This window comes from Hyphomonas sp. (genome assembly GCF_017792385.1).
Taxonomy (GTDB): Bacteria; Pseudomonadota; Alphaproteobacteria; order Caulobacterales; family Hyphomonadaceae; genus Hyphomonas.
This window is the reverse complement of the sequence record NZ_CP051230.1, coordinates 1,200,416-1,224,457: the sequence shown is the minus strand read 5'-3', so window position 1 is coordinate 1,224,457 and position 24,042 is coordinate 1,200,416. Positions and strand designations below refer to the sequence as shown.

The 24,042-nt window shown below is 62.9% G+C and carries 28 protein-coding genes; 11 read left to right on the top strand and 17 right to left on the bottom strand.

Annotated features, from left to right (window positions below; all coding sequences use genetic code 11):
• Positions 1-59: 59 nt before the first annotated feature.
• The gene (locus HF955_RS06170) at positions 60-1,607 is read right to left on the bottom strand and encodes an acyl-CoA carboxylase subunit beta (RefSeq protein WP_291078699.1); all 1,548 of its coding nucleotides are present in this window, start codon (positions 1,605-1,607) and stop codon (positions 60-62) included.
• A 173-nt stretch (positions 1,608-1,780) separates the two neighbouring features.
• Here HF955_RS06170 and HF955_RS06165 point away from each other — a divergent pair, with 173 nt between their 5' ends.
• From HF955_RS06165 to HF955_RS06150, 4 genes are all read left to right on the top strand, one after another.
• A complete protein-coding gene (locus tag HF955_RS06165; protein WP_027842057.1) occupies positions 1,781-2,083 on the top strand; it encodes an SCP2 sterol-binding domain-containing protein in 303 nt (100 codons plus the stop codon).
• A 75-nt stretch (positions 2,084-2,158) separates the two neighbouring features.
• Positions 2,159-3,112: an alpha/beta fold hydrolase gene (locus tag HF955_RS06160; protein WP_291078698.1), complete on the top strand. Its 954-nt coding sequence runs from the start codon at positions 2,159-2,161 to the stop codon at positions 3,110-3,112.
• A gap of 27 nt (positions 3,113-3,139) precedes the next feature.
• Positions 3,140-4,600, top strand: a complete 1,461-nt coding sequence (locus HF955_RS06155; RefSeq protein WP_291078697.1) for an AMP-binding protein — start codon at positions 3,140-3,142, stop codon at positions 4,598-4,600.
• Positions 4,601-4,670: 70 nt separating this feature from the next.
• Positions 4,671-5,675 (top strand): NAD(P)-dependent alcohol dehydrogenase, encoded by a 1,005-nt coding sequence (locus HF955_RS06150; protein ID WP_291078696.1) that lies wholly within the window; start codon positions 4,671-4,673, stop codon positions 5,673-5,675.
• Here HF955_RS06150 and phbB read toward each other — a convergent pair.
• Positions 5,672-6,397, bottom strand: coding sequence for an acetoacetyl-CoA reductase (gene phbB / locus HF955_RS06145; protein WP_291078695.1), 726 nt, complete (start codon positions 6,395-6,397; stop codon positions 5,672-5,674). The genes HF955_RS06150 and phbB overlap by 4 nt on opposite strands.
• Positions 6,398-6,548: 151 nt before the next feature.
• Here phbB and phaR point away from each other — a divergent pair, with 151 nt between their 5' ends.
• Positions 6,549-7,121, top strand: a complete 573-nt coding sequence (phaR, locus tag HF955_RS06140) for a polyhydroxyalkanoate synthesis repressor PhaR (RefSeq protein WP_027842062.1) — start codon at positions 6,549-6,551, stop codon at positions 7,119-7,121.
• A 74-nt stretch (positions 7,122-7,195) separates the two neighbouring features.
• Here the strand turns inward: phaR and HF955_RS06135 are convergent, their stop codons facing one another.
• The 5 genes from HF955_RS06135 to HF955_RS06115 form a co-directional block, all read right to left on the bottom strand.
• Positions 7,196-7,663: a hypothetical protein gene (locus HF955_RS06135; protein ID WP_027842063.1), complete on the bottom strand. Its 468-nt coding sequence runs from the start codon at positions 7,661-7,663 to the stop codon at positions 7,196-7,198.
• Between the two features lie 177 nt (positions 7,664-7,840).
• Entirely contained in the window at positions 7,841-8,554 is a 714-nt protein-coding gene (locus HF955_RS06130; protein ID WP_291078694.1) for a hypothetical protein, read from the bottom strand.
• 828 nt (positions 8,555-9,382) lie between these two features.
• Entirely contained in the window at positions 9,383-9,670 is a 288-nt protein-coding gene (locus HF955_RS06125; RefSeq protein WP_291078693.1) for a GIY-YIG nuclease family protein, read from the bottom strand.
• A gap of 508 nt (positions 9,671-10,178) precedes the next feature.
• On the bottom strand, positions 10,179-10,856 hold the full coding sequence (locus HF955_RS06120) for a DUF1013 domain-containing protein (protein WP_291078692.1): 678 nt from the start codon (positions 10,854-10,856) through the stop codon (positions 10,179-10,181).
• 135 nt (positions 10,857-10,991) lie between these two features.
• The gene (locus HF955_RS06115) at positions 10,992-11,969 is read right to left on the bottom strand and encodes an NAD(P)H-quinone oxidoreductase (RefSeq protein WP_291078691.1); all 978 of its coding nucleotides are present in this window, start codon (positions 11,967-11,969) and stop codon (positions 10,992-10,994) included.
• Between the two features lie 92 nt (positions 11,970-12,061).
• Here HF955_RS06115 and HF955_RS06110 point away from each other — a divergent pair, with 92 nt between their 5' ends.
• On the top strand, positions 12,062-12,247 hold the full coding sequence (locus tag HF955_RS06110) for a DUF1192 domain-containing protein (protein WP_027839380.1): 186 nt from the start codon (positions 12,062-12,064) through the stop codon (positions 12,245-12,247).
• Positions 12,248-12,309: 62 nt separating this feature from the next.
• Positions 12,310-12,858 carry a DUF1465 family protein gene (locus tag HF955_RS06105; protein ID WP_027839379.1) on the top strand — a complete coding sequence of 183 codons (549 nt, stop codon included), beginning with the start codon at positions 12,310-12,312 and terminating at the stop codon, positions 12,856-12,858.
• Between the two features lie 8 nt (positions 12,859-12,866).
• Here the strand turns inward: HF955_RS06105 and HF955_RS06100 are convergent, their stop codons facing one another.
• The gene (locus tag HF955_RS06100) at positions 12,867-13,925 is read right to left on the bottom strand and encodes an acyltransferase family protein (RefSeq protein ID WP_291078690.1); all 1,059 of its coding nucleotides are present in this window, start codon (positions 13,923-13,925) and stop codon (positions 12,867-12,869) included.
• 56 nt (positions 13,926-13,981) lie between these two features.
• A complete protein-coding gene (locus tag HF955_RS06095) occupies positions 13,982-14,581 on the bottom strand; it encodes a TetR/AcrR family transcriptional regulator (protein WP_291078689.1) in 600 nt (199 codons plus the stop codon).
• Between the two features lie 150 nt (positions 14,582-14,731).
• Here HF955_RS06095 and HF955_RS06090 point away from each other — a divergent pair, with 150 nt between their 5' ends.
• Positions 14,732-15,355, top strand: a complete 624-nt coding sequence (locus HF955_RS06090; protein ID WP_027839376.1) for a carbonic anhydrase — start codon at positions 14,732-14,734, stop codon at positions 15,353-15,355.
• Between the two features lie 10 nt (positions 15,356-15,365).
• Here the strand turns inward: HF955_RS06090 and HF955_RS06085 are convergent, their stop codons facing one another.
• Genes HF955_RS06085 through ppa form a run of 3 tightly spaced genes read right to left on the bottom strand, consistent with a single transcriptional unit; the run spans position 15,366 to position 17,712 of the window.
• A complete protein-coding gene (locus tag HF955_RS06085; RefSeq protein ID WP_291078688.1) occupies positions 15,366-15,989 on the bottom strand; it encodes a LysE family translocator in 624 nt (207 codons plus the stop codon).
• Complete coding sequence (locus HF955_RS06080) at positions 15,990-17,162, bottom strand: sialidase family protein (protein ID WP_291078687.1); 1,173 nt, start codon at positions 17,160-17,162, stop codon at positions 15,990-15,992.
• 13 nt (positions 17,163-17,175) lie between these two features.
• On the bottom strand, positions 17,176-17,712 hold the full coding sequence (ppa, locus tag HF955_RS06075) for an inorganic diphosphatase (protein ID WP_291078686.1): 537 nt from the start codon (positions 17,710-17,712) through the stop codon (positions 17,176-17,178).
• Positions 17,713-17,883: 171 nt separating this feature from the next.
• Between ppa and HF955_RS06070 the strand changes: the two genes are divergently transcribed.
• Positions 17,884-18,294 carry an MAPEG family protein gene (locus HF955_RS06070; RefSeq protein ID WP_291078685.1) on the top strand — a complete coding sequence of 137 codons (411 nt, stop codon included), beginning with the start codon at positions 17,884-17,886 and terminating at the stop codon, positions 18,292-18,294.
• A 6-nt stretch (positions 18,295-18,300) separates the two neighbouring features.
• Here the strand turns inward: HF955_RS06070 and HF955_RS06065 are convergent, their stop codons facing one another.
• Complete coding sequence (locus HF955_RS06065; protein WP_291078684.1) at positions 18,301-18,915, bottom strand: TIGR02466 family protein; 615 nt, start codon at positions 18,913-18,915, stop codon at positions 18,301-18,303.
• A gap of 88 nt (positions 18,916-19,003) precedes the next feature.
• Complete coding sequence (locus tag HF955_RS06060; protein ID WP_291078683.1) at positions 19,004-19,903, bottom strand: hypothetical protein; 900 nt, start codon at positions 19,901-19,903, stop codon at positions 19,004-19,006.
• Between the two features lie 196 nt (positions 19,904-20,099).
• Here HF955_RS06060 and HF955_RS06055 point away from each other — a divergent pair, with 196 nt between their 5' ends.
• On the top strand, positions 20,100-20,579 hold the full coding sequence (locus HF955_RS06055; protein WP_291078682.1) for an Hsp20 family protein: 480 nt from the start codon (positions 20,100-20,102) through the stop codon (positions 20,577-20,579).
• Between the two features lie 77 nt (positions 20,580-20,656).
• Here the strand turns inward: HF955_RS06055 and HF955_RS06050 are convergent, their stop codons facing one another.
• A complete protein-coding gene (locus HF955_RS06050) occupies positions 20,657-21,655 on the bottom strand; it encodes a glutathione S-transferase family protein (RefSeq protein ID WP_291078681.1) in 999 nt (332 codons plus the stop codon).
• 126 nt (positions 21,656-21,781) lie between these two features.
• On the opposite strand from HF955_RS06050, the gene HF955_RS06045 reads away from it, so the two are divergent.
• Positions 21,782-22,831, top strand: a complete 1,050-nt coding sequence (locus HF955_RS06045; RefSeq protein WP_291078680.1) for a glycosyltransferase — start codon at positions 21,782-21,784, stop codon at positions 22,829-22,831.
• Here the strand turns inward: HF955_RS06045 and HF955_RS06040 are convergent.
• Together HF955_RS06040 and gpmA are read right to left on the bottom strand one after the other, a co-directional pair.
• The gene (locus HF955_RS06040) at positions 22,828-23,283 is read right to left on the bottom strand and encodes a bifunctional diaminohydroxyphosphoribosylaminopyrimidine deaminase/5-amino-6-(5-phosphoribosylamino)uracil reductase RibD (RefSeq protein WP_291078679.1); all 456 of its coding nucleotides are present in this window, start codon (positions 23,281-23,283) and stop codon (positions 22,828-22,830) included. The genes HF955_RS06045 and HF955_RS06040 overlap by 4 nt on opposite strands.
• Entirely contained in the window at positions 23,280-23,993 is a 714-nt protein-coding gene (gpmA, locus tag HF955_RS06035; RefSeq protein WP_291078678.1) for a 2,3-diphosphoglycerate-dependent phosphoglycerate mutase, read from the bottom strand. Before gpmA ends, HF955_RS06040 begins: the two co-directional genes overlap by 4 nt.
• Positions 23,994-24,042: the final 49 nt, after the last annotated feature.

The window sequence follows — 24,042 nt, the reverse complement described above, 5'->3', positions numbered from 1 at the left end:
GGCAGACTTCCACATGAAACCGGCAAAATGGCAAGATCACGATGGAAATCGGGCAGGGATCAGGGGCGGAACCCCGTGCGCCGCTCGCCCGGCTCCAGCGTGCGCCAGGCATGCCGGATGAAATCAACCAGCAGCGGGCGGGTGTCGCGCGGGTCGATGATTTCCTCCGCGTAGAAAGACTCTGCCGTGCGGAAGGGTGACCGGATCGCGTCGAATTTCTTGTAGAGCTGGGCTTTCAGGGCTTCGGGGTCTTCGGCTTCGGCCAGTTCCTTGCGGAAGGCAGCCTCGATGCCGCCCGCCATGGGCAGGCTGCCCCAGTCGCCGCTCGGCCAGCAATAGCGCCATTTTGTCCGGCTCTGATTCATCATGGCAGACCCGGCCAGGCCATAGGCTTTCCGGATCACGACAGAACAGACCGGCACATCGGCCTGATAGATCGCCGTCATGGCGCGTACGCCCGCGCGGGTCACGCCGGCCGTCTCGGCTTTCACGCCGACGGCAAAGCCCGGGCAATCGACAAAGTGCACGACGGGCAGATGGAATTGCGAACAGAGATCCATGTGCCGGGTGACCTTGTCACAGACATCGGCCGTCCAGGCCCCGTCCAGGAAGAACGGGTCGCCGGCCAGGATGCCGACCGGATACCCGTCCAGCCGGGCAAAACCACAGACAATGCCGCGGCCCCAATCATGGCCGATCTCGAAAAAGCTGCCCCGGTCGACCGCCGCGTCGACGATCTTGCGGGGCTTGTAGGGGGTCTTGCCATCGGTCGGCACAATGGACAGCAGGCTTTCCTCGCGCCGGTCCGGAGAATCGGCCGCCGGCGTGCGGGCAGGCAGTTCGTGTACGGAGGCAGGCAGGTAGGACAGGAAGCGGCGGGCCGTCTCGAAAGCGTCGGCTTCCGTGTCGACCACATTGTCGACCGTGCCGTTCTGCCCCTGGATCTTCCAGCCACCCAATTCTTCCTTGGTCACATCCTCGCCCAGTGCAATGGCAACCGGTGGGCCTGCCACAAACACCTGACTGAGGTCCTTGACCATGACGGAGAAATGGCTGGCCGCGACCCGGCCCGCGCCCATCCCGGCGCAGGGGCCAAGCGCCAGGGAAACGAAGGGCACTTGTGTCAGGCCATGCGTGATCTCGTTCCAGCCGGGCGTCTCGGGAATATAGGTGCGCGGGTCTTTCTCCAGCATCTTGACCGACCCGCCGCCGCCTGTGCCATCAATCATCTGGACCAGGGGCAGGCGGTATTCCGCCGCCATCTTGATGGCCTGAACCATCTTCTGCCAGATCGAGGCATCGGCCGCGCCGCCCCGCACGGTGAAATCATCGGCCAGTATGACGGTGGAACGCCCGTCCAGCGTCGCCCGTCCCATAACTGAGTTCGACGGCATGAAACTGTCGAGGTCGTCATCCGGCCCGTAGGTTGCCTTGCCGGCGATCTTTCCGATCTCGTGGAAACTTCCCGGATCAGCCAGGAAGGCGACCCGCTCGCGCACAGTCAGCTTGCCGCGTCCGCGCTGCCGTGAAACCGGCTCCTCGCCGCCCATTTTCTCTGCCAGCCGCTCCCGGCGACGCAATTCTTCGATCGATTTTTGCCAACTCATGCCGGTCAAATTCCATGCTTCCGCTACGCTAGGTCAAGCTGATTTGAAAATCCGAGCAATCTCCGGAAGCCGGCCTGCAACTGAATTGAATCAAGGGAATCTGCGGTTCACAGGCTTGCAATATGGCGGAAGGCCCGGCTTTATCCCTTCAAGTCCATTCAAGGAGGAATTCAATGGATCTCGCAGAACTCACGTCCAAGGCCGACTCCGCAGTCGAGGCCGGCGGCGACTTCACGAAAAAGGTGAAATTCGATTTCGGTGACGCCGGCAAGCTGTTCATCGACGGTGTTGCAGGCAAGGCCGACAATTCGGACTCCGACGCCGACGCAACCATCAAGGTCAACTGGGACGACTTCGTGAAGATTTCCGAAGGCGCCATGGACCCGACAATGGCCTTCATGCAGGGCAAGCTGAAAGTTGAAGGCGACATGTCCGTTGCCATGCAGCTGCAGAACCTGATGAAGAAATTCAGCTAGTCCGCTGGAACAAACTTGATCTCTGAAGCCGTCCGGGGAACCCTTGGGCGGCTTCTTTACATTTGCAGGCCCGGCATGACCGACACTTCAGACCTTCCGGACGAATCCTTCGTCCTCATCCCCGGCAACCCGCCGCCACAGGGCGCGGAAATTGTCTGGTTCAAGGGCAGCGCCGGACGGAACCTCCGGGCCTGTGTGGCCCCGGCCCTGTCAAAATCCGATCCCCGCGGCACCGTGATTGTCTGTCCCGGGCGGACCGAATTCATCGAGAAATATTTCGAGGTCGGGCGCGAGCTTCAGGCCATGGGATTTGCCGTCGTCATTCTTGACTGGCCGGGGCAGGGACTGTCCGAACGCCTGCTGGATGATACGAAGAAGGGGCATATCGACCGGTTCGAGACCTTCATGGGCGCGCTGGCCCGGGGGCTGGAGCAGCTGGAGGATCGTCTGCCGCGGCCCCATGTGTCACTGGCCCATTCGATGGGCGGGGCCATCGCGCTCGCCACGATCTCGCAGGGCCTGGTCAAGGTGGATGCCGCCGCCTTTTGCGCCCCGATGTGGGGCCTGAAGTCGCGCTTCCTGGGCATGCGCTACCTGGTCTGGGCGATGCGGGCGACCGGGCGCGCAGGCGATTACGCGATCCAGCCCGGCCCGCCGGAAACGTTCGAGACCAATATCGTCACTCACGACAAGAAACACTGGCAGATGCAACGCGACCTGATCGAGGCCCGGCCCGATCTGGAACTGGGGCCGGTCACCTGGGGCTGGCTCGGTGCCTCGCTGAACATTCTCGACACCTTCACCAAGCCGAAGACGCTCGCCCAGGTGACGATCCCGGTCTTTGTGGCCTCGGCCGAAGAGGAACAATTGGTCGACAATGCCGCGCACGAGAAGATCTGTGCCCGGCTGCCGGATTGTGAACATGTGGTCGTCGAAGGCGCGATGCATGAAATCCTCATGGAGACCGAAGACCGCCGGAAAGAGTTCTGGGAGGGATTTCAGCGCCTGCTGCAGCGTGCAAGGATATAGAAAAAGAAACCCGAATGAGGAAACCCCATGCCCGTCCTGTCCACGTCCCGCATCCTGGCCCACTGGGCCGGCCAGCAGCCTGACCGTATTGCCATTGACCATGAAGGCGAGGCGGTCACTTGGGCACAGCTCGACGCGCACACCAACCGGCTCGCCCGGGCCTATCAGGCGCTGGGCGTCCGGCAGGATGATTTCGTCACCATTGCCCTGCCCAATGGCATCGAATTCTTCGCGGCCTGCTTTGCCGTGTGGAAGCTCGGCGCGACGCCCCAGCCGATTTCCGCGAAGCTCCCGAAACATGAGCGCGACCAGATCATCGAGCTTGGCAAACCATCCCTGATCGTCGGGGTTGCGCCCGGCACCTATGCGCAGGCCGCCTCCGTCGCGGAAGGCTTTGCGCCAGAGCCCGCCCTGCCGGACACGCCCCTGCCGGAGCGTACGGCCGCCTCGCTGAAGGCGATGACCAGTGGCGGCTCCACCGGGCGTCCGAAACTCATCGTGTCCGCCGCCCCGGCCGCGTGGGACACGGAGCTTCCCTATCTCGAAATCCAGCAGCAGGGCGCCATGCTCGTGCCCGGCCCGCTTTACCATAACGGGCCCTTTGTCTGGGCCATGATCGCCCTGTTCCGGGGCTGCACGGTCGCCATCACCACCCGGTTCGATGCCGAGAAGACGCTGGCCACGATCGAGCGCCTGCAGATCGACATCGTCTACATGGTGCCGACCATGATGCGCCGCATCTGGGCCCTGCCGGAAGAGGTCCGTACACGATATGACCTGTCCTGCCTGAAGACGCTCTGGCACCTCGCCGCGCCCTGTCCGGCCTGGCTGAAGGAATGCTTCATCGACTGGCTCGGGGCGGAGGTGATCTGGGAATTGTATGCCGGAACCGAAGGGCAGGGCACCACCATGATCCGCGGCGATGAATGGCTGGACCACAAGGGCTCGGTCGGCCGTCCGGTCGAGGCGTGCGAGATCAGGATTGTCGGCGAGTCGGGCGAAACGCTGCCGCCCGGCGCAGTCGGGGAAGTCTTCCTGCGGCCGCTGACCGGTCAGGGATCGACCTATCGCTATATCGGCGCCGAAGCGAAATCCATCGAGGGCGGCTGGGAAAGCCTCGGCGATCTCGGCTGGATGGATGGTGACGGCTATCTCTATCTCACCGACCGGCTGTCGGACATGATCCTGTCCGGCGGGGCCAATATCTATCCGGCCGAGGTCGAGGCCGCCATCGACGCCTTTCCCGGCGTGCGCTCCTCGGCCGTGATCGGCCTGCCGGACGAGGATATGGGCGCGCGCCTGCATGCCATCATCGACCGGCCGGACGGGCCCGTGCCGGACGACGCGCTGACGGCCCACCTGGCAGAGCATCTCGTGCGCTACAAGATCCCGAAAAGCTTCGAATTCGTGCCAGACCCGGTTCGCGATGATGCCGGCAAGGTGCGGCGCAAGGCCCTGCGCGCGGCGCGGCTGGAAACCGCGTCCTGACCCCGCCGGCCCGCTTGACTTCCCCAACGGAGGCATAGGTCCCTTCAGGAAAACACTGGAGGAAACCACAATGAAAGTCGCCGCCGTCAAGAAGCCCGGAGGACCGGGAAATCTCGTCATCGAGGAACGCCCGGACCCGAAACCCGGTCCGGGAGAAATTCTCGTCCGGGTCCGGGCCAGCAGCCTGAACTATCATGATTTCGTGGTCGTCATGGGGGGCATCCCCACCGATGACGGACGCATTCCGATGTCGGACGGTGCCTGCGAGGTGCTGGAGGTCGGCGACGGCGTGACCCGGTTCGGCAAGGGCGACCGCGTGCTGTCCCTCTTCTTCCCCAACTGGCAGTCGGGCGAGATCGAGGCAGCCGGCTTCGACAAGGTGCCGGGCGATGGCGCTGACGGGTTCGGGGCGAAACTGGTCGTCGCGCCCGAAACGGCCTTCACCCGCATGCCGGACAGCTATTCCTACCGCGAGGCGGCAACCCTGCCCTGTGCCGCGCTGACCGCGTGGCGGGCCTTGATGGTCGAAGCGAAGGTCAAGCCGGGCGACTGGGTGCTGACCCAGGGCACGGGCGGCGTCTCGATCTTTGCGCTGCAATTTGCCAAGGCCGCGGGATGCCGCGTGATCTCGACATCCTCCTCCGATGCCAAGCTCGAACGCCTCAAGGCCCTGGGCGCGGATCATGTGATCAATTACAAGGACACGCCCGACTGGGGCAAGGCGGCGAAGAAGCTGACCGGCGGGCGCGGTGTGGACGAAGTCGTCGAGATCGGCGGGCCGGGCACGCTGGCCCAGTCCATCGCGGCCTGCCGTCCGGCCGGGCATATTTCGCTGATCGGTGTGCTGACTGGTGTTGCCGGGGAAGTCCCGACAGCGGCCCTGTTCTCGATGAACATCACGGTGTCGGGAATCACGGTCGGGTCACGGCGTCACCAGGAAGACATGATTGCCGCCATCGAGGCCAATGGCATCAAGCCCGTCCTGGACAAGGATTTCCCGCTTGATGACATCGCGGCCGCCTTTGCCCATCAGGCCAGCCAGCAGCATTTCGGCAAGATCACGCTGAGTGTCTAGCTTGCGATATATTGCGCGCCGTTCACTGTCATCGTGGCGCCGGTGATGAAGGCGGCGTCATCGCTGGACAGATAGGCGCACATCGACGCGATCTCCTCGGCCTTTCCAAGACGGCCGACGGGGATCGTGGCGATGATGCCTTCCAGCACCTTTTCCGGAACCGCCTGCACCATTTCCGTATCTATATAGCCCGGGCAGACCGTATTGACCGTGATGCCCTTCTTGGCGCCTTCCTGGGCGAGCGCCTTGGTGAAGCCGATCAGGCCGGCCTTCGCGGCGGAATAGTTTGCCTGGCCGAACTGGCCCTTCTGGCCATTGATCGACGAGATGTTGATGATCCGTCCCCAGCCGCGCTCGCGCATGCCTTCCCAGACCTGCCGGGTCACATTGAAGGCGGAGGTCAGATCGATGTCGATGACCTGTTGCCATTGTTCGCGTGTCATCTTGTGGAAGGGCGCGTCCCGCGTCACGCCGGCATTGTTCACGACGATGTCGATGGGGCCCAAATCCTGCTCGATCTGCGCCAGGCCATCCGTGACCGCATCATAATCGGCCACATCGAACTTGTAGCATTTGATGCCCAGTTCCTGCGCGCATTCATCCGCAGCCTGCTGGTTGCCGGCGAAATTCGCCGCAACGGTATATCCTTTGTTTTTCAGCGTTTCGCTGATGGCACGACCAATCCCGCGCGTGCCTCCCGTAACCAGTGCTACTCTCGCCATGACGATAATCCTCCCGTGTCGCTTGACGCCTGTCAGCTAGCCATCGTGGACCGGCGATAGCAATAGCACATTGGTCGCAAGGAAAATTTGTGCCAGACTTGCTGCATAGCACAAAAATTGCTTCGCCAATAACTGAAGCAGAGGGCAGGACATGGCCAAGGGAAATGGATCAGACGATCTGATCATCATCAAGAAATACGCGAACCGGCGTCTGTATGACACGTCGACCTCCTCCTATGTAACGCTGGACCATCTGTCGGACCTCGTCCGGGAAGGCCGGGAATTCGAGGTTCGGGACGCAAAATCGGGAGAAGACCTGACCCGTCAGGTGCTGACCCAGATCATCTTCGAGAACGAGACCAAGGGCGAAGGGGCGTTGCCGCTCAACTTCCTGCGCCAGCTGATCGGCTTCTATGGGGGCGGGGCGCAGGCCTTCCTGCCATCCTATCTGGAAATGTCGATGAACAGCTTTTCCGAGGCTCAGAAGGAATGGCGCAAGGCGGCCAATCCGATGAGCATGTTCGAACAACAGGCCAAGCGGAACATGGCGATGTTCGAGGAGGCGATGAAACTGTTCATGCCGACGCTGAAAGGCGCGCAGACTCGGACGGACTCGGCCGCGGCCAATCCGATGATGGAATACCAGGCCGAGGCGCTGGCCAGCATGCAGGCGCAAATGGCGGCCATCCAGAAACAGCTGGCCGACCTTTACGGCAAGGACTGACCGGTCCCGGTCTCACCAACGAAAAAGGCCCGCCGGAAGGCGGGCCTTTTTGTGTGCCAATCCGGAACAGCCGATCAGATGTCGCCGACACCGAAATCGCGCCGGGCCGACACGATCGTGACCACCACACCGGCCAGCACATCCAGAAGCGTCATCGCCATCAGGATGAAGAAGGTGGACGTGGCGAAATTCGGCAGCAGCAGGAACTGGATCAGGCAGACGATGAACAGGATCATCGAAACGGCGTGATTGATGATGGTCGCCGTGCCGGTCGACGTGGATTTCAGGATTTCCAGAAACAGGAAGATGACCGCCAGCAGGACGATCGCATCGCCCTTGGTCAGGACCCATTCGACCCCGGAAATCATCGGCAGGCCCATGAAACGGTCGCCCAGCAGCGACAGGATCGGGGCGGCATCGGCGCGCACGATCTCGCCGAACTCGTTGGCGGTTTCCACCGAGCCGCCGAACCCGACGGCCAGAAGATTGTAGAGCGCTACCGGGATGACCAATAGCGGGAAAATACCGAAGATTGCGCGCATGAAAGACCCCTTCCTGGTTCTGCCGCCAGCCACGCCACCTTCTTGGCGTTTCTGATCCCGTCGAGCAATGGCCGCGCCCGAAAGAGCGAATTTGGTGTTGCGGTCCATCGCGGACTTACCCGTCCTTTGTCAGCATTAAAAACACGTTTACCGTACTGGTCCGCATGTGGCGAGGGACTAATACGCCTGGGTCAGGAAAACGCGGAATGTGGCATCCGGCGACCCGGCGGTCAGGCCGAACAGGGCGCTGGTGCGCAGGCTCAGCGAATCGGTCAGGGGCAGGGCGGCAAACGGGCCGGCCAGATGGCTCTGCTCGGACACGGGCAAGAGGTCGCTTGCCGTGCCATAGGAATTGTAGAATTCGCCGCCAAGATCGATCCCACCGTCAATTCGTCGGCTGACCTCGCCACGGGTCTGCAGGAAGGTTCCGGTCTCGCGTCCGGCGCCCGTCTGCTGACTGGCAATCACGGCAAATCGCGTGCGCAATGTGTCCGACAAGCGAATCTGGTTCAGCCAGTGCAAAGAGACCTGTCCGGGCCGGCCACTGTCACGCAGGCGCGCATCAAGGCGCAGGCCGGAGGCCCATTTCGCATTGTCCGGCGTAACCTGCCAGCGCAGCTCGCCCTGGACGAAATCGAAATCCATCGGCCGGTCGTCCGTGCGGCGCACCTGGACGACGCCGCGCAGCATGAGCGCGCCTGTCAGCGCCTGGTCGACATGGACCCGCTGGGCAAAGCCGTCGGCGTCCGGGTCATAGGCGGCCCGATAGCCGATCGCCCGGGCCCCCTCGGTCACGTCCGGCCCGGAAATGCCACTGGTCAGCTGGGCCAGTGCCCCCGGCGCGAGGCCGAACGAAACAAGGAATATCAATAGAAACGGAAGATGACGCATCCCCATTCTATGGCTGTATTGAATCTGTCTTTAAAGGTCCAAAAATGTGTATTCGGTGCGTCAGGTTGACCGCACTCCCGCTCCGCTCACCCCGGCGCTGCGGAGGGATAACGCGAATGCACTGCATTCGCCCCGCAGCAGGCCCAAACGCAAGCGCAGGGCGCCGGGGCCCCGTGCGGCTGGCTCCGCACTCTAACGGCGGGAGCCCCCGGCCTGCGCCGGGGACACGGTGTTGGGGGATGGAGAACATGCTCTCCCCCCGCAGGCCCCTGCGAAGGCAGGGGCCCATCTCTGGCTGTATCCTCAGGCGCTCCAGGCGATGGCGGGAGATGGATACCTGCCTGCGCAGGTATCTTCGGAACAGCTGAATCCGACGCACAGCCCCTCATGCGATGATGGTCACCTGCCCTTCCGGGAGCCGGATCAGGTACCGTTCTGGTCGGGAGGGCAGGGACAGGATGGGCCTTGCGGGAGACAGACGGTCCCGCCGGGCCCTAGGCAGGTCAGGCCAGGGTGAGCCGGGGAAGCCCGGTAGGGAACCCGCCTCGTCCGGCAGCCCGGGAGACATCCCCGGATGGACTTCCCGTGTGAAAAGCACGGAAGACCCGTTTGCGGCGTCGGTAACGAAGACCCGGGACCATGGGCCCCCATGAGGGTGTCCCGCCGAAGCCCCTGTCCGGCGCGGCGGGCGGTAACGCTCCATTCCGTAGCCTTGTTCATTTCCAGGCGGAGCGCCACGGCGCCCGCCGCGCCTCGGTTCCGTAAGGGGCCGGTTGTTGGATCCCCGGATGGCGAAAGCCAGTCCGGCCAAACGTGCAGGAGCAGTCATCAATGGTTCAGGACAAACCACAAATCCTTCCAGTCTGGATTGGTCTCCTCAATCAGGCGGATCTTCCATGCACGCTTCCGTTTCTTGATCTGGTACTCGCGCCTCTTTGCCCCTTCACGCGTGTCATGAGCTTCCATCCAGACAAGACGTGTTATGTCATATTTGCGTGTATAAGCCGCGCCCAAACCCTCCCTGTGTTGCCAGACGCGACGCGCAATATCATCCGTATGGCCAGCATACAGCGCTCCATTCTTCCTGTTCGCCAAGATATAGGTGAAGAATGCCATGATGCGCTCCAGACTTCGACCTCAACAATCTTATGCGTCTCGACCAAATGGAAAAAGTCTGGCCGCCTCAACCCCACATCCGAGGATACCTGCAAGGGCAGGTATCCATCACCGGTCGTTGTCTCATGCGCCGTATGGAAAGGGTCCGAGTTGGCCCCCTGCTTCCGCAGGGGGCTGCGGCGAGTGGGGGCGATGTGAAGAAGGCAAGGCGTTGCAGAATCTCTCACCCCAAACACATCCCACCTCAAACAAGAAACCCTTCACCTCCGAAGATACCTGCGCAGGCAGGTATCCATCACCGGTCGTTGCCTCATGCACCGTATGGAAAGGGTCCGAGATGGCCCCCTGCCTCCGCAGGGGGCTGCGGCAAGTGGGGACACGGGGCGGAGTAAGGCAGGGTGGGCCCGGCAAAGCGAAACCAGACGAGACCCCATCGCCTGCCAGCAAGACACACAAAAAAGGCCGGCAGTCCTGCCGGCCTTCTGATCTCGGATGTGCCAGGCGCGGCCTAGCTGAAATTCTTGAAGATGTCGTCGGCGGACACGTCGCCGTCTCCGGACTCTGCCGGGGCGTCGTCTGCATCATAGGCGCTGGCATCATCCTGGGCCGGGGCAAGGCCCGGGCCCTCGAATTTCTCGGCCTTTTCGGCTTCCAGCTTGCGGCGCTTGTCGGCCGATTTCGCGATCACCTCGTCCAGTTCGATCTGGGTGCACAGGCCGAGCGTCACCGGGTCGACCGGGCGGATATTGGCCGAGTTCCAATGGCTCTTGTCGCGCACATTGTTAATCGTCGACTTGGTCGTGCCGATCAGTTTGGAGATCTGCGCGTCGGAGACTTCCGGGTGGTTGCGGATGAACCAGGCCACGGCATCCGGCTTGTCCTGGCGGCGGATGACCGGCGTGTAGCGGCTGCCCTTGCGCTTGGGCTGCGGAATGTGGGCGATCTTGGACTCGGCCTTTTTCAGCTTGTAGTCCGCGTTCTCCTCACCGCGGCGGATTTCCTCGCGGGACAGCATGCCGCCGGCAATCGGGTCGACGCCGCGCATGTTCTCGGCAACATCACCATCGGCGATGCCTTTGACTTCCAGATAGTGCAGGCCGCAGAACTCCGCGATCTGGTTGAAGGTGAGGCTGGTATTGTCGAGCAGCCAGACGGCGGTCGCCTTCGGCATCAGAATATCGGACATGGGGGAACTCCCTGAATGAACTGGCCGCCAGAAATGCAGCCGCCCGACACATCGTGCCGGGCGGTCGGGTTCGGACGTGCCTTAAACCTTGTCCCCCTTATAGGGTCATGTCCGGCAAATTGAAAGCCGCGCGGTTCACCAGACCAGCACAATCTTGCCGGAATGGCCGCCCTTGGCCATCAGGGCCTGCGCGGCTTCGGCCTCGGCGACCGGAAAGGCCTGTTCCAGAACGGGGCGGATCTTGCCGGAGACGACTTGGGGCCAGAAATCCCGCTCGACCGCGTCGCGGATGCGGCGTTTCTCCGCCACGGGCCGGGCCCGCAGCGTGGTGGCGGCCAGCGTCAGGCGCTTCATCAGGACGGGGGCGAAATTCACCTCGGCCGTGAAGCCGTTCATGTAGGCAATGTTGACAATCCGGCCGTCGGGCCGGGAAACGGAGATGTTCTTCTGGATATAGTCACCCCCCACCATGTCCAGCGTCACATCGACCCCGCCAGCCTCCTTGACGAGGGTCTCGAAATCCTCGCTCTTGTAGTTGATCGCCTGGTCCGCGCCCAGCTCCCGCGCCAGGGCGCATTTTTCCTCGGATCCGGCCGTGGCATGGATCTTCGACGCGCCGGCCAGTTTCACCATCTGCAGCGCCATCACGCCGATGCCGCTCGTGCCGCCATGACAAAGAAAGGCCTCGCCGGATTTGAAGCCGACCCGATCGAAGACATTGGCCCAGACCGTCATCAGGGCTTCGGGGAAACAGGCTGCCTTCACCATGTCCATGCCGTCCGGCACAGGGAACAGCGAGCCTTCATCCACCGCGGCATATTCGGCATAGCCGCCGCCCGCGAGCAGGGCCGCGACGCGGTCTCCGGTCTTGAACCGGCTGACGCCCTCGCCGGTCTCGACGACCGTGCCGGAGATTTCCAGGCCCATGATGGGGGAGGCGCCCGGCGGGGGCGGATAGGCCCCGCGCCGCTGCACGAGATCGGCCCGGTTAAGGCCGGACGCGGCCACTTTCACCAGCACTTCGCCGGGTTTCAGCCCCGGCCGGGCGACCTCGCCAACTTTGAGCGGCTGGCCGTCTTCGGCGATCACCGCCTGCATCATGTCATTCGCCATGGGTCGTGTGTTTCCTTCCTGAATCGAGAGTCGCATCGCATTCGCGTTTCTGCTTTGATAGGGCCTGTAGCACGAATTGGAGGGCGTGCCCCATGGCCGCATTCGATGAAGAGCCGATCCTCGTCAACACACCGCAAACGCTGGAGCAGATGTCGGTGCAGGAATTGCATGACCGGATCGAGACGCTCAAGGCCGGGATCGCGGCCTGCGAAGCAGAGATCGAAAAGAAGAAGGCGCAGAAATCTGCAGCCGATGCCCTGTTCGGGGGCGACAATTAAGTGGCCGGAAAGGCTGGGTTGATAAAGTCCGAATTCCCGGCCAGCGCACAGAGGTAGGTTTCATGGCGGCAGACACGTCCCCAGGCGATCAGGGCGACTCCCAGGAGGGGTTCACCGGCGGCAAGCTGTTCGACACGGTTTTTGCGCGCGGCATGGCCCTTGTCGAGGAGACGGCCTCCTATCTGGATGGTCCGGGCCGCGAGGCTGCCAAGACGCTGCCGCGCGAAGCGGGTCTGACCTATTCGGCCTGGAGCATGGAACTGACCACGCGCCTGATGCAGGCGGCCAGCTGGCTGGTGATGCAGAAGGCGGTGCGCGATGGCGAAATGCGTCGCGAGGATGCGGCCGCCCGCAAATACCGGATCCACCGCGAAGAACCGCCTCTGGATGCCGCTGCCCAGCAGGGGCTCGGTCTGCCCCAGCGTTTCCTCGACCTGGTGACGCGCGCCGAAGCGCTGTTTGAGCAGATTTGCCGACTGGACGATGCGCTGTATGGCGACACGCACATGACGGCCGCCTCAAATCCGGTGATCGAGCAGATCAGCCAGTTGCAGCGCGCTGCCGAAACCGGCGCCTTTGATCCGCTGATGGTATGGACCCGCGCCAAGTAAGCGCGTGATCAGGCCTCTTCGGCCCGGTCATAGGATGCACCGATCAACTGGCCACCCGAGCCCGGCGCCACGCCTTTCAGACGAAACACTTTCGGACGGCGGTACAGCAGTTTCAGCGGTGTCAGGCGCACCAGCCGGGACAGGCCGATTGGCAGGATCAGGCCCAGCAATGCCAGGGCGAGCGCCGTCAGGCCCGGCTCCGGCGACAGGCCGGACAGGCCCAGAAGCGTCTGGCCGAGCAGCAAGGCAGGCAGATAGGCAAGATAGATGGCCAAATGGTCCCGTCCCGCCTGCTGGAACAGTTGACCACGCCCGGAGCGGGACAGAAGCACGCCCAGGGCGATCATCGCGAACGCGCCGGAGAATCCCATGACAAGGCTGATGACGGGCAGGGCGGCGGTGCCCTGCGCCACCAGCACAGTGTTGATCGCGGCCCAGATGACGAGTGCGGCCGGGACGTCCGCGAACCCCCTGGACAGGCGCTCGGCGTACTGGCGCAGGGTGGCGGCGCCGCTGCATCCTGCGAAGAAGAAGATGAAATACTGTGCGGTCGCATCCAGCGGTATCCAGCCAGTCTGGATCAGGCCTGCGGAATGCAGGATTTGCGCGCCGGCGGCCACGGCCAGCACCTTTCCGGGGGCGACCAGCCGGACCAGCCACGTGATCAGGGCAAACAGCGCCAATTGTGGCAGCACCCACAGCCCGGCGGAGGGCTGGACGAGACCTGAAGCGAGTCGGTCCACAAGGCCGGCCGTGCCCGAATCCTGAGTGAATGCCATGGCGGCCAGCGCATGCAAGCCCATCCAGGCCAGATAGAAATAGATGAATCTGAGCACTTTCCTGTCAAAAAATGCTGATTTCGATCCATACAGCGTGCGCGGCAGGAACAGGCCGGCAATCAGGAACAGGGTCGGCAGGGCGAACGGCGTGACCCATTGCGCTGTGAAGCTCATCCAGCTCTCGATCCCCATGGCACGGCTGTGCAGCCCGACAGCTTCTGAAATGACGAACAGGACAAGGCACAGCCCCGTCGTGAGATTGACCCAGTTGTTTTGTGTGCCCGTCATGCGGCGTTCCCCGGCTTTTGGGGAAATTCCGCTGCAATTACCGCGCCAAAAGGCGATCAGCTGGCGCTGTAGACTTTCAGGAAATGGGCCGCCTGGGCGCTGCAGAAGCCTTCCCGGACAGGCGCGCGCATCACCAGAATGCGATGCCACAATGGGCCGAGCATTTCCTCGATGGCCTCATCGAGGTCGAAATCGCGTCGAATCACGCGTTTTCCAGCCAATTCCGCGAGCAACATGCGCATCGGCATGCGGATGTCGCGATTCATCCAGGCTCGCCACAGCTCGCCGGCATCCTTGTCATCGGCGGCGGCTGCCAGCGCGACGCGCAATACGGCGTGACCGGCGCCGGTGCGGGCTGCGGCCTCCAGCGGTACGATCAGCGTGGTGATACGCTCCTGCGGATCACGGCCGCCATCCGGACTGTCAGGGATCAGCGCAAGCGCTGCATCGACACACATGGCGCCAATTGACGGCCACCATTTGTAGATGGTCTGCTTGGAGGCGCTGGCCCGTTTGGCCACGGCATCAACGCTGAAGCCGCGCCAGCCGCTTTCCGCCATTTCAACCCGTGTTGCTTCCAGAATGGCCGCCTTGGAGGCTTCGCTCCGGGTCGGTCCCTTCCGGGAAGACTTCCGGGTCTCCGAGGGCGTGGGCATGGACGTCTCCAGGTCAGTGTGGCCGAAGGCAATCCCTACAGGGTTTGCAGGGCGAACATAAGGGCGAAGTGGTAAACAAACTCCCGTTTCCGGCTTGCCGCCCGCACATTTTGCACTAGTCAGTCCTGCAGAGAAACAGGAGAGACCGAGATGAGATCAGTCGAGGAATTGCTGGAAGGCTATCGTCGGTTCCGGCGCGGGACCTATGCCGAGCAGGCCGCGCTGTATCGCGAACTGGGCGAGGGGCAGAGCCCGAGCTTCATGATGATTGCCTGCGCCGACAGCCGGGCCGACCCATCGGACATCTTCAACGCCGCACCGGGCCAGCTGTTCGTGGTGCGCAACGTGGCCAATCTCGTACCGCCCTACCAGCCGGATGGCGGCCTGCACGGCGTCAGCGCGGCGCTGGAATATGCGGTGAATGTGCTGAAGGTCGAGCACGTGGTCGTCATGGGCCATGGAGGCTGTGGTGGTGTGGCCGCTTCACTTGCGGGCGAAGGGACTCCGGAAATCGGCGAATTCGTCACGCCCTGGGTCCGGCTCCTGAAGGATGCGCGGGACCGCGTGGTCGACAGTGGTTCGGTCAATCCGCAGTTCGCGCTGGAGCTGGAAGGGATCGAATCCTCGCTGCAGAATCTGATGTCCTTCCCGTTCGTGAAGCGGGCCGTCGAGGCAGGCGAGCTTGAATTGCACGGCGCCTGGTTCGCCATCAAGCATGGTGAATTGCACTGGCGAAATGCGAAAACGGGCCGATTCGAGGTCATTCAGCCCTGATTCGCTGATTTTAGCGGCTGGTCGTCATGATGGCCGCAAACACGGCAGAGATCAGCATGGCCGCCGCGGCGAGTCGGTTGAACCAGCGGGTGAAGACGGGACTCTGGAAGCGGCGGTTCATGGCATCGGCCAGCCAGGCGTAGAAGCTGAGCCCCAGCATTTCGGTGAACGTCACGGTGGCCATGATGTACAGGGCCTGCTGGACGAGGGGTCGGACCGGGTCAAAATAGCCGGGCAGCAAGAGGCCGAAAAAGACCAGCGCATTCGGGTTGAGCAATTGCAGGCCGATGCCGCGTCCGAACAGGTTTGCCCGGGCCGGGGCCTGGTCGGGGCGGGCCCGGGGTCGGTGCGGATCCGCCGTTGCCATCGTCCAGGCCAGCCAGCCGATGAAACAGATGCCGGCAATCTTCAGCCCCAGCAGCACAAGCGGGGCCTGCGCTGCGAATGCGGCGATGCCGGTTGCGGCCAGTGTGATCCAGACGAGGTTGGCGGCCGACACACCCAGGGCAGGGATCAGCGCGGTTGGGGCACCGTAGCGCAGCGATGCGCTCATCACCATCATCACTGCCGGGCCGGGGGTCAGGCCACCGGCAAGAAACAGGGCCATCAAGGCCAGCCAGACCGACAGATCCATTCAGCGCAGCTCCAGCGCCGACAGGGGAATGCGCGTCAATTCCACGTCTTCCTTGTTGGCGGTGTAGGCGATGTAGAGATGGCCGTTTGCCACAACACTCTTGGGATAGTGATAGCCGGGACGCTTGTAGAGCCCGGCCTGACGAAGCGGCTGAAGATCCGCCTCGCCGCGCAGCAGATGGCTGCGATCAAACACCATGCCATCCCGTGACAGGGACAGGGCAAGCGGAATGCGTGTCTTTCCCGCATTCGGGCTATGCACGAGATAGGCGGTCCCGTCCGGCAGATTGCCGGCACTTTGCTTGGTACGCGCATCCGGCATGGTCGTCAGTTCTGGCCGGGACCAGGATTCCCCCCGATCGCAGCTCTCCGAGGCGAGTTGACGAAAGCTCGAGGCCTGATCCCGAAACACCATGACAAGGCATTCGCCGCGCGCGAACAGGCTCGGCTCCAGTTCTCGGCTCATGGGCGGATCGGCTGGCAGGTTCTCGAACGCTCCCGGAAGCCATCCGGTGAGGCCCAGCTTGTCGTCGGTATAATGCGGGTGCACGCGAATGCCCGGCCGAAGGTGAAAGGCCGTGTGCAGGCGCCCGTCATGGAAGTGGGGGTCCTGCTCGATCACACCGTTCACCGGTGTTCCATCCGCAGAGCGCACGGGCTGCGGGTCGGTCCAGGTCTCACCATCACGGCTCAGTCTGTATTCCGTATAACCGCCCGTCCGAGTGCGAAACCCCTCCGGCCAGACATTGATGTAGGCCACCAGCGTTTCGCCATCAGTCCACCATCCGCCGCTTGAGCGCATCTCCGCATCGCCGGACGGCCGGGTGAGGGCGCGGGGCCTGGTCCAGCTGTCGCCATTGTCCGCGCTGACGGCATACGCCACCCAGGTGTCGGGGGCATCCTCATCGCGCGCCGAACTCTGCCACTGGACAAACAGGCGTCCCTTGAAGGCGATGGGCACGGCGCCATTGCTGAATTGGTCCGTTCCGGGAGCAGGCTGGAATACGGTTACGGTCCGGGCGGCCTCAAGCCTTGGCAGGCCAAGATCAGGCGCGGCCGGGTCAAACAGATCGGCCGCCGGTGCTGGAAGCGCCGACGGCCGGTCAGGGTTTTGCGAACAGGCGAAGAGCGACAGGGTCAGGCAGAGTGCGAATAGCCGTTGCAGCACATGCATTCCGCCCGGTCGATCAGGCGCCTTCTTCCTGGCCGCGCTTTACCGCGGCTTCAATCAGTTCGCGGGCCTTTTCGATGCCATACCAGCCCTCGATCCGCGTCCACTTGCCTTTTTCGAGGTCCTTGTAGTGCTCGAAAAAGTGCGCGGTCTTGTCGATCAGCGTCTGCGGAAGGTCGTGATAGGTCGCGATCTTGTCATAGTACGCCGTCAGCTTGTTGTGCGGCACGGCAAGGATCTTCTCGTCCGGCCCCTTGTCGTCGGTCATCATCAACACGCCAACCGGGCGGGCGCGGACCACCGATCCGGGAACCAGTGGGCGGTTGCCGACGACCATCACGTCAATCGGGTCGCCATCAAGGCTGAGCGTGTGGGGCACGAAGCCGTAATTACAGGGATAGCGCATCTCGGTGTAGAGATAGCGGTCCACGAACATTGCGCCGGAATCCTTGTCGATCTCATACTTGATCGGATCACCGCCGAGCGGGACTTCGATCAGGACATTGATGTCGTCTGGCGGGTTGTTGCCGGTTTTAATTTTGGAAAGGTCCATAAGACGGCTCGCATCTGGCTGGGAGGTTTAAACACGGTGTCGGCTGGCGATGACGCCTCAAACCGATTGCGTCAAGTGCGGCAGTGACGCGAGACGGTTAATGCAGCTTTCATGCCCGGCCGCTTCCCGCCCGTGCGAATGACGCTACACTGCGCGGCAGGAGGATACAGAATGCACGCAACGCTCATCATTTGTAGTGCGGCCTTGGTCGTATTGACCCTGCTGCTCGGCTTCTGGACATCGGTCACACGCGGCCGCACCAAAATCATTGCCTATGGCGCAGCGAAGGATCCTGCCGGCCCGATGCTGAAGGCCGAACGGGCACACGGAAATGCTGCCGAGTATGCGGCGCTTCTGGTCGGTCTGTTCGTGCTGACGGGATTTGCCTATGCAGGCCGGGATCTGGGCCTCACGGTCACGGTTCTTGTCGTCGCCATTACAGCGTCGCGCTTTCTGCATGCGCTTGGATTTCTGACATGCAAGACGCTGGAGACGCCGCATCCCCTGAAGATGCTGGGCGCGCTCATCACCTATTTTGGCGGCATCGCGCTGGCGGTGATGGTCATGGTGAAAGTGCTCTGAGGACGCTCAGACCCGCTTCAAGGCGTAATTGAAACTGATCGAAACGCGGGGCTCCTCGCCCATATTGGCCGGCACTTCGTGGCGCAGCCAGCTTTCCCACATGATGGCCTGACCGGCCTGGGGCGCCAGATAGACGAAGCGCTGCCGGTCTTCCGGCACATCATCGCGCAATTGCGGCGCTGCCATCATGCGAGAGAGACGGGGATCTTCCAGCTTGAGCCGAGCGGCGCCGTCCGGAATCGAGACATAGAAGGTGCCGGAAATCACGCTGCCGGGATGGATATGGTTCGAATGTCCGAAACCGGGTTCGAGAATGTTCACCCAGATTGCATCCAGTTGCAGGGTCAGGTCCTGCATGTCCCAGAGCAGGTCTGCGGCAAACGCTTCGGCCATCGGGTCCAGAAGGGCCTTCAGTTCGGTGAATTCGGGAAACCGCTCCGGCAGGTCATCCAGCGAGGCATAGGACGTGTAGCCGCCATAACCCTCACCCGCACACCAGGCATTGCCGGCGTCATCGTCTTCCGCCAGCACCCAGCAGACATGTTCGAGCCGTTCAGCCAGGTCGACAGGGCCGAGGAACTCGCTGCGAATGAGGGTTGGAAACAGGGATCGTGTGGTCATGTCGCGCACCTTTAGGCGCCGCAGGGGCCAAAAGAAAGAGCCCGCCACCCCGGAAAGGACAGCGGGCTCTGTCTCGATTGTACCTCGCCTATTCGGCAGGCTTAACGAATTTCAGCGTCATCCGGTCGCTTTCGCCGATGGCCGCATAGGCTTCGGCGTCAAACCCGTCGGGCGTGTTGCCTTCCCGGTCGGATGTGGCACTGACCGGCGGCAAGGTCCACACGCCGAACGGGTGATCGGCCGTGTCGGCGGGATTGGCGTTGATCTCGCTTGCCTCGACGAATTCGAACCCGGCGGCTTCGGCGAGGGATTTGACATAGTCCTCGTGGACATAGCCGGAGGCCCCGGTCGGATCCTGCGTGTCGGTCGAGGGCAGGCGGTGTTCGACAACGCCCAGCACACCGCCCGGCTTCAGGGCGGCATAGGCGTCGGAGAAGAATTTCTCGGTGTAGCCGCCGCTCATCCAGTTGTGCAGGTTGCGGAAGGTCAGCACGACATCCGCCGTGCCGGCCTCTGTCAGCGGGCCACTTTCGGCGGAGAAGGCGCTGTACTCGATCGTGCCGAACTTCGGATCATCATAGGTCGCCTGGAATTCGGCAAGGCGCTCGGCGATACGGGCGCGGCGGTCTTCATCGCCCACATTCGGGTCGAAATAGGCTGCGACCAGGGTGCCGTTTCCGCTGGCGAGGTATGGCGCGAGAATATTCGTGTACCAGCCGCCGCCCGGCCACAATTCCACGACCTTGTCGTCAGCCTCGACGCCGAAGAATTCCAGCGTTTCCTTCGGGTGCCGCCACGCGTCGCGGGCCTTCTCGGCGTCGCTGCGATGCGCGCCGGCAATGGCTGCGTCCAGGGGTGCCGTCTCTGTGGATGCCGTCTCGACCGGCGGGTCGGCCGCGGCTGGCGCGTCCGTGGCAGGGGCATCGGGCTGGCCGCACGCGGCAAGCACCAGCGCGGACAGGGCAAATATCGGGGTCAGGCGCTTCATCGGGGTCTCCTTGGCTGGCCTCTTGAACCTCTCTCTACGCTACCCACATACACCGTGTCACGGTGCCGACAATCGGGCCGTGACCGGTTTCCGTGCCAACGCCGAATTCGGGTTGGACCGTCACAGGAGCCGAACATCCATCCGGGCGCTCCCCGAAAGGGTGGCCCGCAGTTGCTTGACCTAGAGGACTGAACCCATGAGCAATATCGACCTTACCCCCCTTTACCGCACAGTTGTCGGCTTTGACCGGCTTGCCAGCATGATCGATCAGGCATCCCGCCTCGACGGCTCGCAGGGCTATCCGCCCTACAATATCGAACGCGTTGACGACAATGCCTTTGCCATCGAGATCGCGGTCGCCGGGTTTACCGAAGATGATCTCGACATCGAGACCAAGGAAGGCCTGCTGACCGTGGCGGGCAAACGTGGCGAGAGCGAAGACGGCGAAGGCCGCAACTATCTCCATCGCGGCATTGCCCAGCGCAGCTTCATCCGGCGCTACCAGCTGGCTGACCATGTCATCGTGACCGGTGCGAACCTGCAGCACGGTGTGCTCCGGATCGATCTGGTCCGTGAACTGCCGGAGGAAAAGAAGCCCCGCAAGATCGAGATCGGGGCTCCGGCACAGACCGAACCGAAACTGATCGGCAAGAAATCCGCGACCAACGCCGCCTAAAACCGGCAAGGTCCGAAAACAGGAACGGCGCGTCCCGCAGGGCGCGCCGTTTTCTGTTCAGGGAAACGGGCCGTGCCCTATCCGAAGAACTTGTTGCAGCCGGCATCCTTCAGGAAGGATTTCAGCGCCTCGTCCTCCAGCGCCCCGCCGACGGCCTTGCGAACGGAATCATAGGCGCGGGCGGCATAGGTCTGGGTGCTCTGCTCGAACGTGCCGCCTTCAACGACCGCCGAAACTTCACGGTCACCGCGCTCGGCTGCCTTCGAATTGGCCTTGGCCCAGACCAGATAGGTCCTGGACAGCTCTTCGGCGAAGAGCGGAATGAGCGTGGGGGCAAGGTCTGCCAGCGACGCGAACGGCGCGCCGGGTTTGGGATCCTGCATGTTCTCGACCCAGGCGACGACGAAAGGCGCGTGTTCGGCCAGCCAGGCTGCGGGGCTCTTGTCCATCAGCAATTGCTGATACTGGGCGGCCATCGCGAAATCTGCCGCGGACGGACATCCGCCGAACATGTAGAGATGTTCCTTGAGGTGGGCATCGAGAAGTTTGGAGACCCGCTCGAAGGAAGCCTTCAGGATGTCCGCATTGCCGGCTTGGGCACCAACCAGTTTCAGTCGGTCGGCCATGCGGTCCGCAATCTGGTCGCGGGCCTTCTTGTAGGCGCGGGGACGCTTGCCGCCATAGAGCTGCGTCAGCACGCGCAGTGCAGCGTCCTCGCGATCCGGTTTCTGGCCCCAGCGCTCGAGAAACATGATCTTGTTCAGCCACTCGTCGGCATAGTCTTCGAGGATAAGGGCCAGCATGGATGTGGCGACATCATCCGGCACGGCGGAGGGCTCTGGATGATCCGCCTCGAGACCGGCAAGGATGGCAGTGGAATCCTGGCTGGCGGGGCGTTCCGGAGAGATCAGCAGCGGGACCGTCGCAACTTGCGCCAGGGCCTGGAATTCCTCCTCGTTCTCGCGTGTGCGGGAAATCCAGTCGAAGTCGACATTCTTGTAGCGCAGGAACGATCGCACTTTCTGGGAGTAGGGGGACGTATCGGCGCCAAAGAGGCGATAATCGGACATGGGCATGCGGCCTTTATGGTGTTTCGTCCCGTCTGTAGGCATTTCAGCCCGCACTGCCAAGGAGCGTTTGCCGCAGCGGGTGATAATGGGTATGCGCTCGGGCAGGACGTTTGACAGCGAAAGGAACGGCAGATGCGGATCATGCATGTGATGGCGGGCGCACAGGAAGGCGGCGCGGAGAACATCATGCTGGAGTCCGTTCTGGCGCTGGCGGAGGCCGGTTTGACCCAACATGTGGTCACCCGGCCGGACAATCAGTTTCGCGTGCAGAAATTCCGGGAGGCCGGTATCGGCGTCGATCTGGCTGCCTTCAACAATACCTGGCCCTTTCCCACCCGTCGCGTGATCGGCGACGCCATCAAGGTGTTCAAGCCGGATGTCATCGAATACTGGATGGGCCGGGCCGGGCAATATGCTCCGAAAGAGTACCGCAACCGGTCGATTGGCTGGTATGGCGGCTACTACAAGCTGACGCGCTTCTCGAACTGCGAATGGCATGTCGGCCTGACCATCGACTTGCTGCGCCATATTCGTGAACAGGGCGTGCCCGAAGACCGTTCCGCCATCATTCACACCTATGCCGATTTTGAAGGCGCTGATCCGGCGAGCCGAGCCGCGCTCGATACGCCGGAAGATGCGCCGGTGGCGCTCGCGCTGGCCCGCCTGCATGAGAAGAAGGGCCTCGATACGTTGCTCGACGCGACGGCCAGGGTGCCAGGCCTGTATGTCTGGATTGCTGGCGATGGCCCGATCGAGGCGGAACTCAAGGCGCAATGCACGAAGCTCGGTCTGGATGACCGGGTTCGCTTCCTCGGCTGGCGGAATGATCGGGGCGCGCTTCTCGCCGCCTGCGATGTGGTGGCGTTCCCGTCCCGCTATGAGCCGTTCGGCACGGTGACGGTGGATGCGTGGGCTGCATCGCGCCCGCTGGTGGCAGCCGATGCCGTGGGGCCTGCCGCCTATGTGAAGAATGAAGTGAACGGGCTGCTGATCCCGAAGAACGATGTCGACGCCTTGGCAACGGCGCTCGGCCGGGTGATTTCAGACAAGGCGCTGGCAGCGAAACTCGTCGCCGGCGGACGCGAATCCTATGAGCAGCAATTCACCAAGGCTGCGTTCCAACGCGATTCCCTGGCGTTTTACGAGAAGATCATCGCCCACGCCGGGCCGTTTGGCGGCTAGGTCACGGACCGGAAGAATTTGCGGTAGAGGCGCTGGGCGTCACGCCGGCCGAGGCCGAGTTGGACGTGAATGCCCGCATCGCGCAGCGCGCGAATGCCGCCATTGGCCACGGGGTGCGGATCCTCGATCGCGCACACGACCCGGGAAACACCAGCCTCGCGCAGTTTGAGCGAGCAAGACTTGCCCCCCTTCGAGCGTTCCCGGCAGGGTTCCAGCGTGACATAGGCGGTGCCGCCGCGCGCCCTGTCGCCGGCTTCATCCAGGGCAATCTCCTCGGCATGGGGGCGCCCGCCAAGGCCGGTCACCCCGGCCCCGACAACATGGCCGTCCCGGTCGATCAGGATGCAGCCGACGGATGGATTGGCGCCGGTCAGGCCGTGATTGAGTCTTGCGAGCGCAAGGGCCCGCCCCATCATGCGCCGGTCGCGCCGCCGGGACGGGCGCAGGCTCATGGCAGTTCGGGCAATGGCTTGCCGCGCTCTGCATCCAGATAGCGCACCGAAATGGGCTTCAGGCTGTCGTCCAGTTCAATCAGAAGCGGGTTTCCGGTCGGGATCTCGATCCCGGTAATGGATTCATCCGGCACCTGGAACAGGTGTTTCACCAGGGCCCGCAGGGAATTGCCATGGGCTGCAATGACGGTGTCCGTGCCGGATTTCAGCACTGGGGCAATCGTCTCTTCCCAATAGGGCAGCACACGCTTCAGCGTCAGCTTCAGGCTTTCGGTGTTCGGAATGTCTATGCCCTTGTAGCGGGGGTCGCTGGCCAGATCGAATTCGCTGCCGGCTTCCAGCGGCGGCGGCGGGATGTCATAGGAACGACGCCAGATATGCACTTGTTCGTCGCCATGCTTGGCGGCGGTCTCGGCCTTGTCGAGCCCGGTCAGGCCGCCATAGTGACGCTCATTCAGGCGCCAGTGCTTGGTAACCGGCAGCCAGACCCGTCCCATTTCCGTCAGGGCCAGCCAGAGGGTACGAATGGCGCGCGTCTGGACACTGGTGAAGGCGGCGCGGAAGTCGGCGTCGGTGGCTTTCAGCAACTCGCCCGATTTCTTTGCCTCGGCTTCGCCCTTTTCGGTCAGGTCGGCATCCCACCAACCCGTGAAGCGGTTCTGCAGATTCCATTCGGACTGGCCGTGCCGGACAAGCGCTAGTGTGGGCATGAATACTTCCTTCTCAACAATTCCGGGCCCTTTTCAGGGCAAACCCGTT

What these genes read in the sequence shown, in the direction of transcription:
- HF955_RS06060 (WP_291078683.1), bottom strand. Translation starts at nt 19,903, where the DNA reads ATGAAGCGCCTGACCCCGATATTTGCCCTGTCCGCGCTGGTGCTTGCC.
- HF955_RS06105 (WP_027839379.1), top strand. Translation starts at nt 12,310, where the DNA reads ATGGCGGCAGACACGTCCCCAGGCGATCAGGGCGACTCCCAGGAGGGG.
- HF955_RS06125 (WP_291078693.1), bottom strand. Translation starts at nt 9,670, where the DNA reads ATGGCATTCTTCACCTATATCTTGGCGAACAGGAAGAATGGAGCGCTG.
- phbB (WP_291078695.1), bottom strand. Translation starts at nt 6,397, where the DNA reads ATGGCGAGAGTAGCACTGGTTACGGGAGGCACGCGCGGGATTGGTCGT.
- HF955_RS06150 (WP_291078696.1), top strand. Translation starts at nt 4,671, where the DNA reads ATGAAAGTCGCCGCCGTCAAGAAGCCCGGAGGACCGGGAAATCTCGTC.
- HF955_RS06055 (WP_291078682.1), top strand. Translation starts at nt 20,100, where the DNA reads ATGAGCAATATCGACCTTACCCCCCTTTACCGCACAGTTGTCGGCTTT.
- HF955_RS06070 (WP_291078685.1), top strand. Translation starts at nt 17,884, where the DNA reads ATGCACGCAACGCTCATCATTTGTAGTGCGGCCTTGGTCGTATTGACC.
- HF955_RS06095 (WP_291078689.1), bottom strand. Translation starts at nt 14,581, where the DNA reads ATGCCCACGCCCTCGGAGACCCGGAAGTCTTCCCGGAAGGGACCGACC.
- HF955_RS06135 (WP_027842063.1), bottom strand. Translation starts at nt 7,663, where the DNA reads ATGCGCGCAATCTTCGGTATTTTCCCGCTATTGGTCATCCCGGTAGCG.
- HF955_RS06160 (WP_291078698.1), top strand. Translation starts at nt 2,159, where the DNA reads ATGACCGACACTTCAGACCTTCCGGACGAATCCTTCGTCCTCATCCCC.
- HF955_RS06045 (WP_291078680.1), top strand. Translation starts at nt 21,782, where the DNA reads ATGCGGATCATGCATGTGATGGCGGGCGCACAGGAAGGCGGCGCGGAG.
- HF955_RS06040 (WP_291078679.1), bottom strand. Translation starts at nt 23,283, where the DNA reads ATGAGCCTGCGCCCGTCCCGGCGGCGCGACCGGCGCATGATGGGGCGG.
- HF955_RS06165 (WP_027842057.1), top strand. Translation starts at nt 1,781, where the DNA reads ATGGATCTCGCAGAACTCACGTCCAAGGCCGACTCCGCAGTCGAGGCC.
- ppa (WP_291078686.1), bottom strand. Translation starts at nt 17,712, where the DNA reads ATGGACCTTTCCAAAATTAAAACCGGCAACAACCCGCCAGACGACATC.
- HF955_RS06100 (WP_291078690.1), bottom strand. Translation starts at nt 13,925, where the DNA reads ATGACGGGCACACAAAACAACTGGGTCAATCTCACGACGGGGCTGTGC.
- HF955_RS06090 (WP_027839376.1), top strand. Translation starts at nt 14,732, where the DNA reads ATGAGATCAGTCGAGGAATTGCTGGAAGGCTATCGTCGGTTCCGGCGC.
- HF955_RS06050 (WP_291078681.1), bottom strand. Translation starts at nt 21,655, where the DNA reads ATGCCCATGTCCGATTATCGCCTCTTTGGCGCCGATACGTCCCCCTAC.
- gpmA (WP_291078678.1), bottom strand. Translation starts at nt 23,993, where the DNA reads ATGCCCACACTAGCGCTTGTCCGGCACGGCCAGTCCGAATGGAATCTG.
- HF955_RS06080 (WP_291078687.1), bottom strand. Translation starts at nt 17,162, where the DNA reads ATGCATGTGCTGCAACGGCTATTCGCACTCTGCCTGACCCTGTCGCTC.
- HF955_RS06130 (WP_291078694.1), bottom strand. Translation starts at nt 8,554, where the DNA reads ATGCGTCATCTTCCGTTTCTATTGATATTCCTTGTTTCGTTCGGCCTC.
- HF955_RS06155 (WP_291078697.1), top strand. Translation starts at nt 3,140, where the DNA reads ATGCCCGTCCTGTCCACGTCCCGCATCCTGGCCCACTGGGCCGGCCAG.
- HF955_RS06115 (WP_291078691.1), bottom strand. Translation starts at nt 11,969, where the DNA reads ATGGCGAATGACATGATGCAGGCGGTGATCGCCGAAGACGGCCAGCCG.
- phaR (WP_027842062.1), top strand. Translation starts at nt 6,549, where the DNA reads ATGGCCAAGGGAAATGGATCAGACGATCTGATCATCATCAAGAAATAC.
- HF955_RS06085 (WP_291078688.1), bottom strand. Translation starts at nt 15,989, where the DNA reads ATGGATCTGTCGGTCTGGCTGGCCTTGATGGCCCTGTTTCTTGCCGGT.
- HF955_RS06120 (WP_291078692.1), bottom strand. Translation starts at nt 10,856, where the DNA reads ATGTCCGATATTCTGATGCCGAAGGCGACCGCCGTCTGGCTGCTCGAC.
- HF955_RS06065 (WP_291078684.1), bottom strand. Translation starts at nt 18,915, where the DNA reads ATGACCACACGATCCCTGTTTCCAACCCTCATTCGCAGCGAGTTCCTC.
- HF955_RS06170 (WP_291078699.1), bottom strand. Translation starts at nt 1,607, where the DNA reads ATGAGTTGGCAAAAATCGATCGAAGAATTGCGTCGCCGGGAGCGGCTG.
- HF955_RS06110 (WP_027839380.1), top strand. Translation starts at nt 12,062, where the DNA reads ATGGCCGCATTCGATGAAGAGCCGATCCTCGTCAACACACCGCAAACG.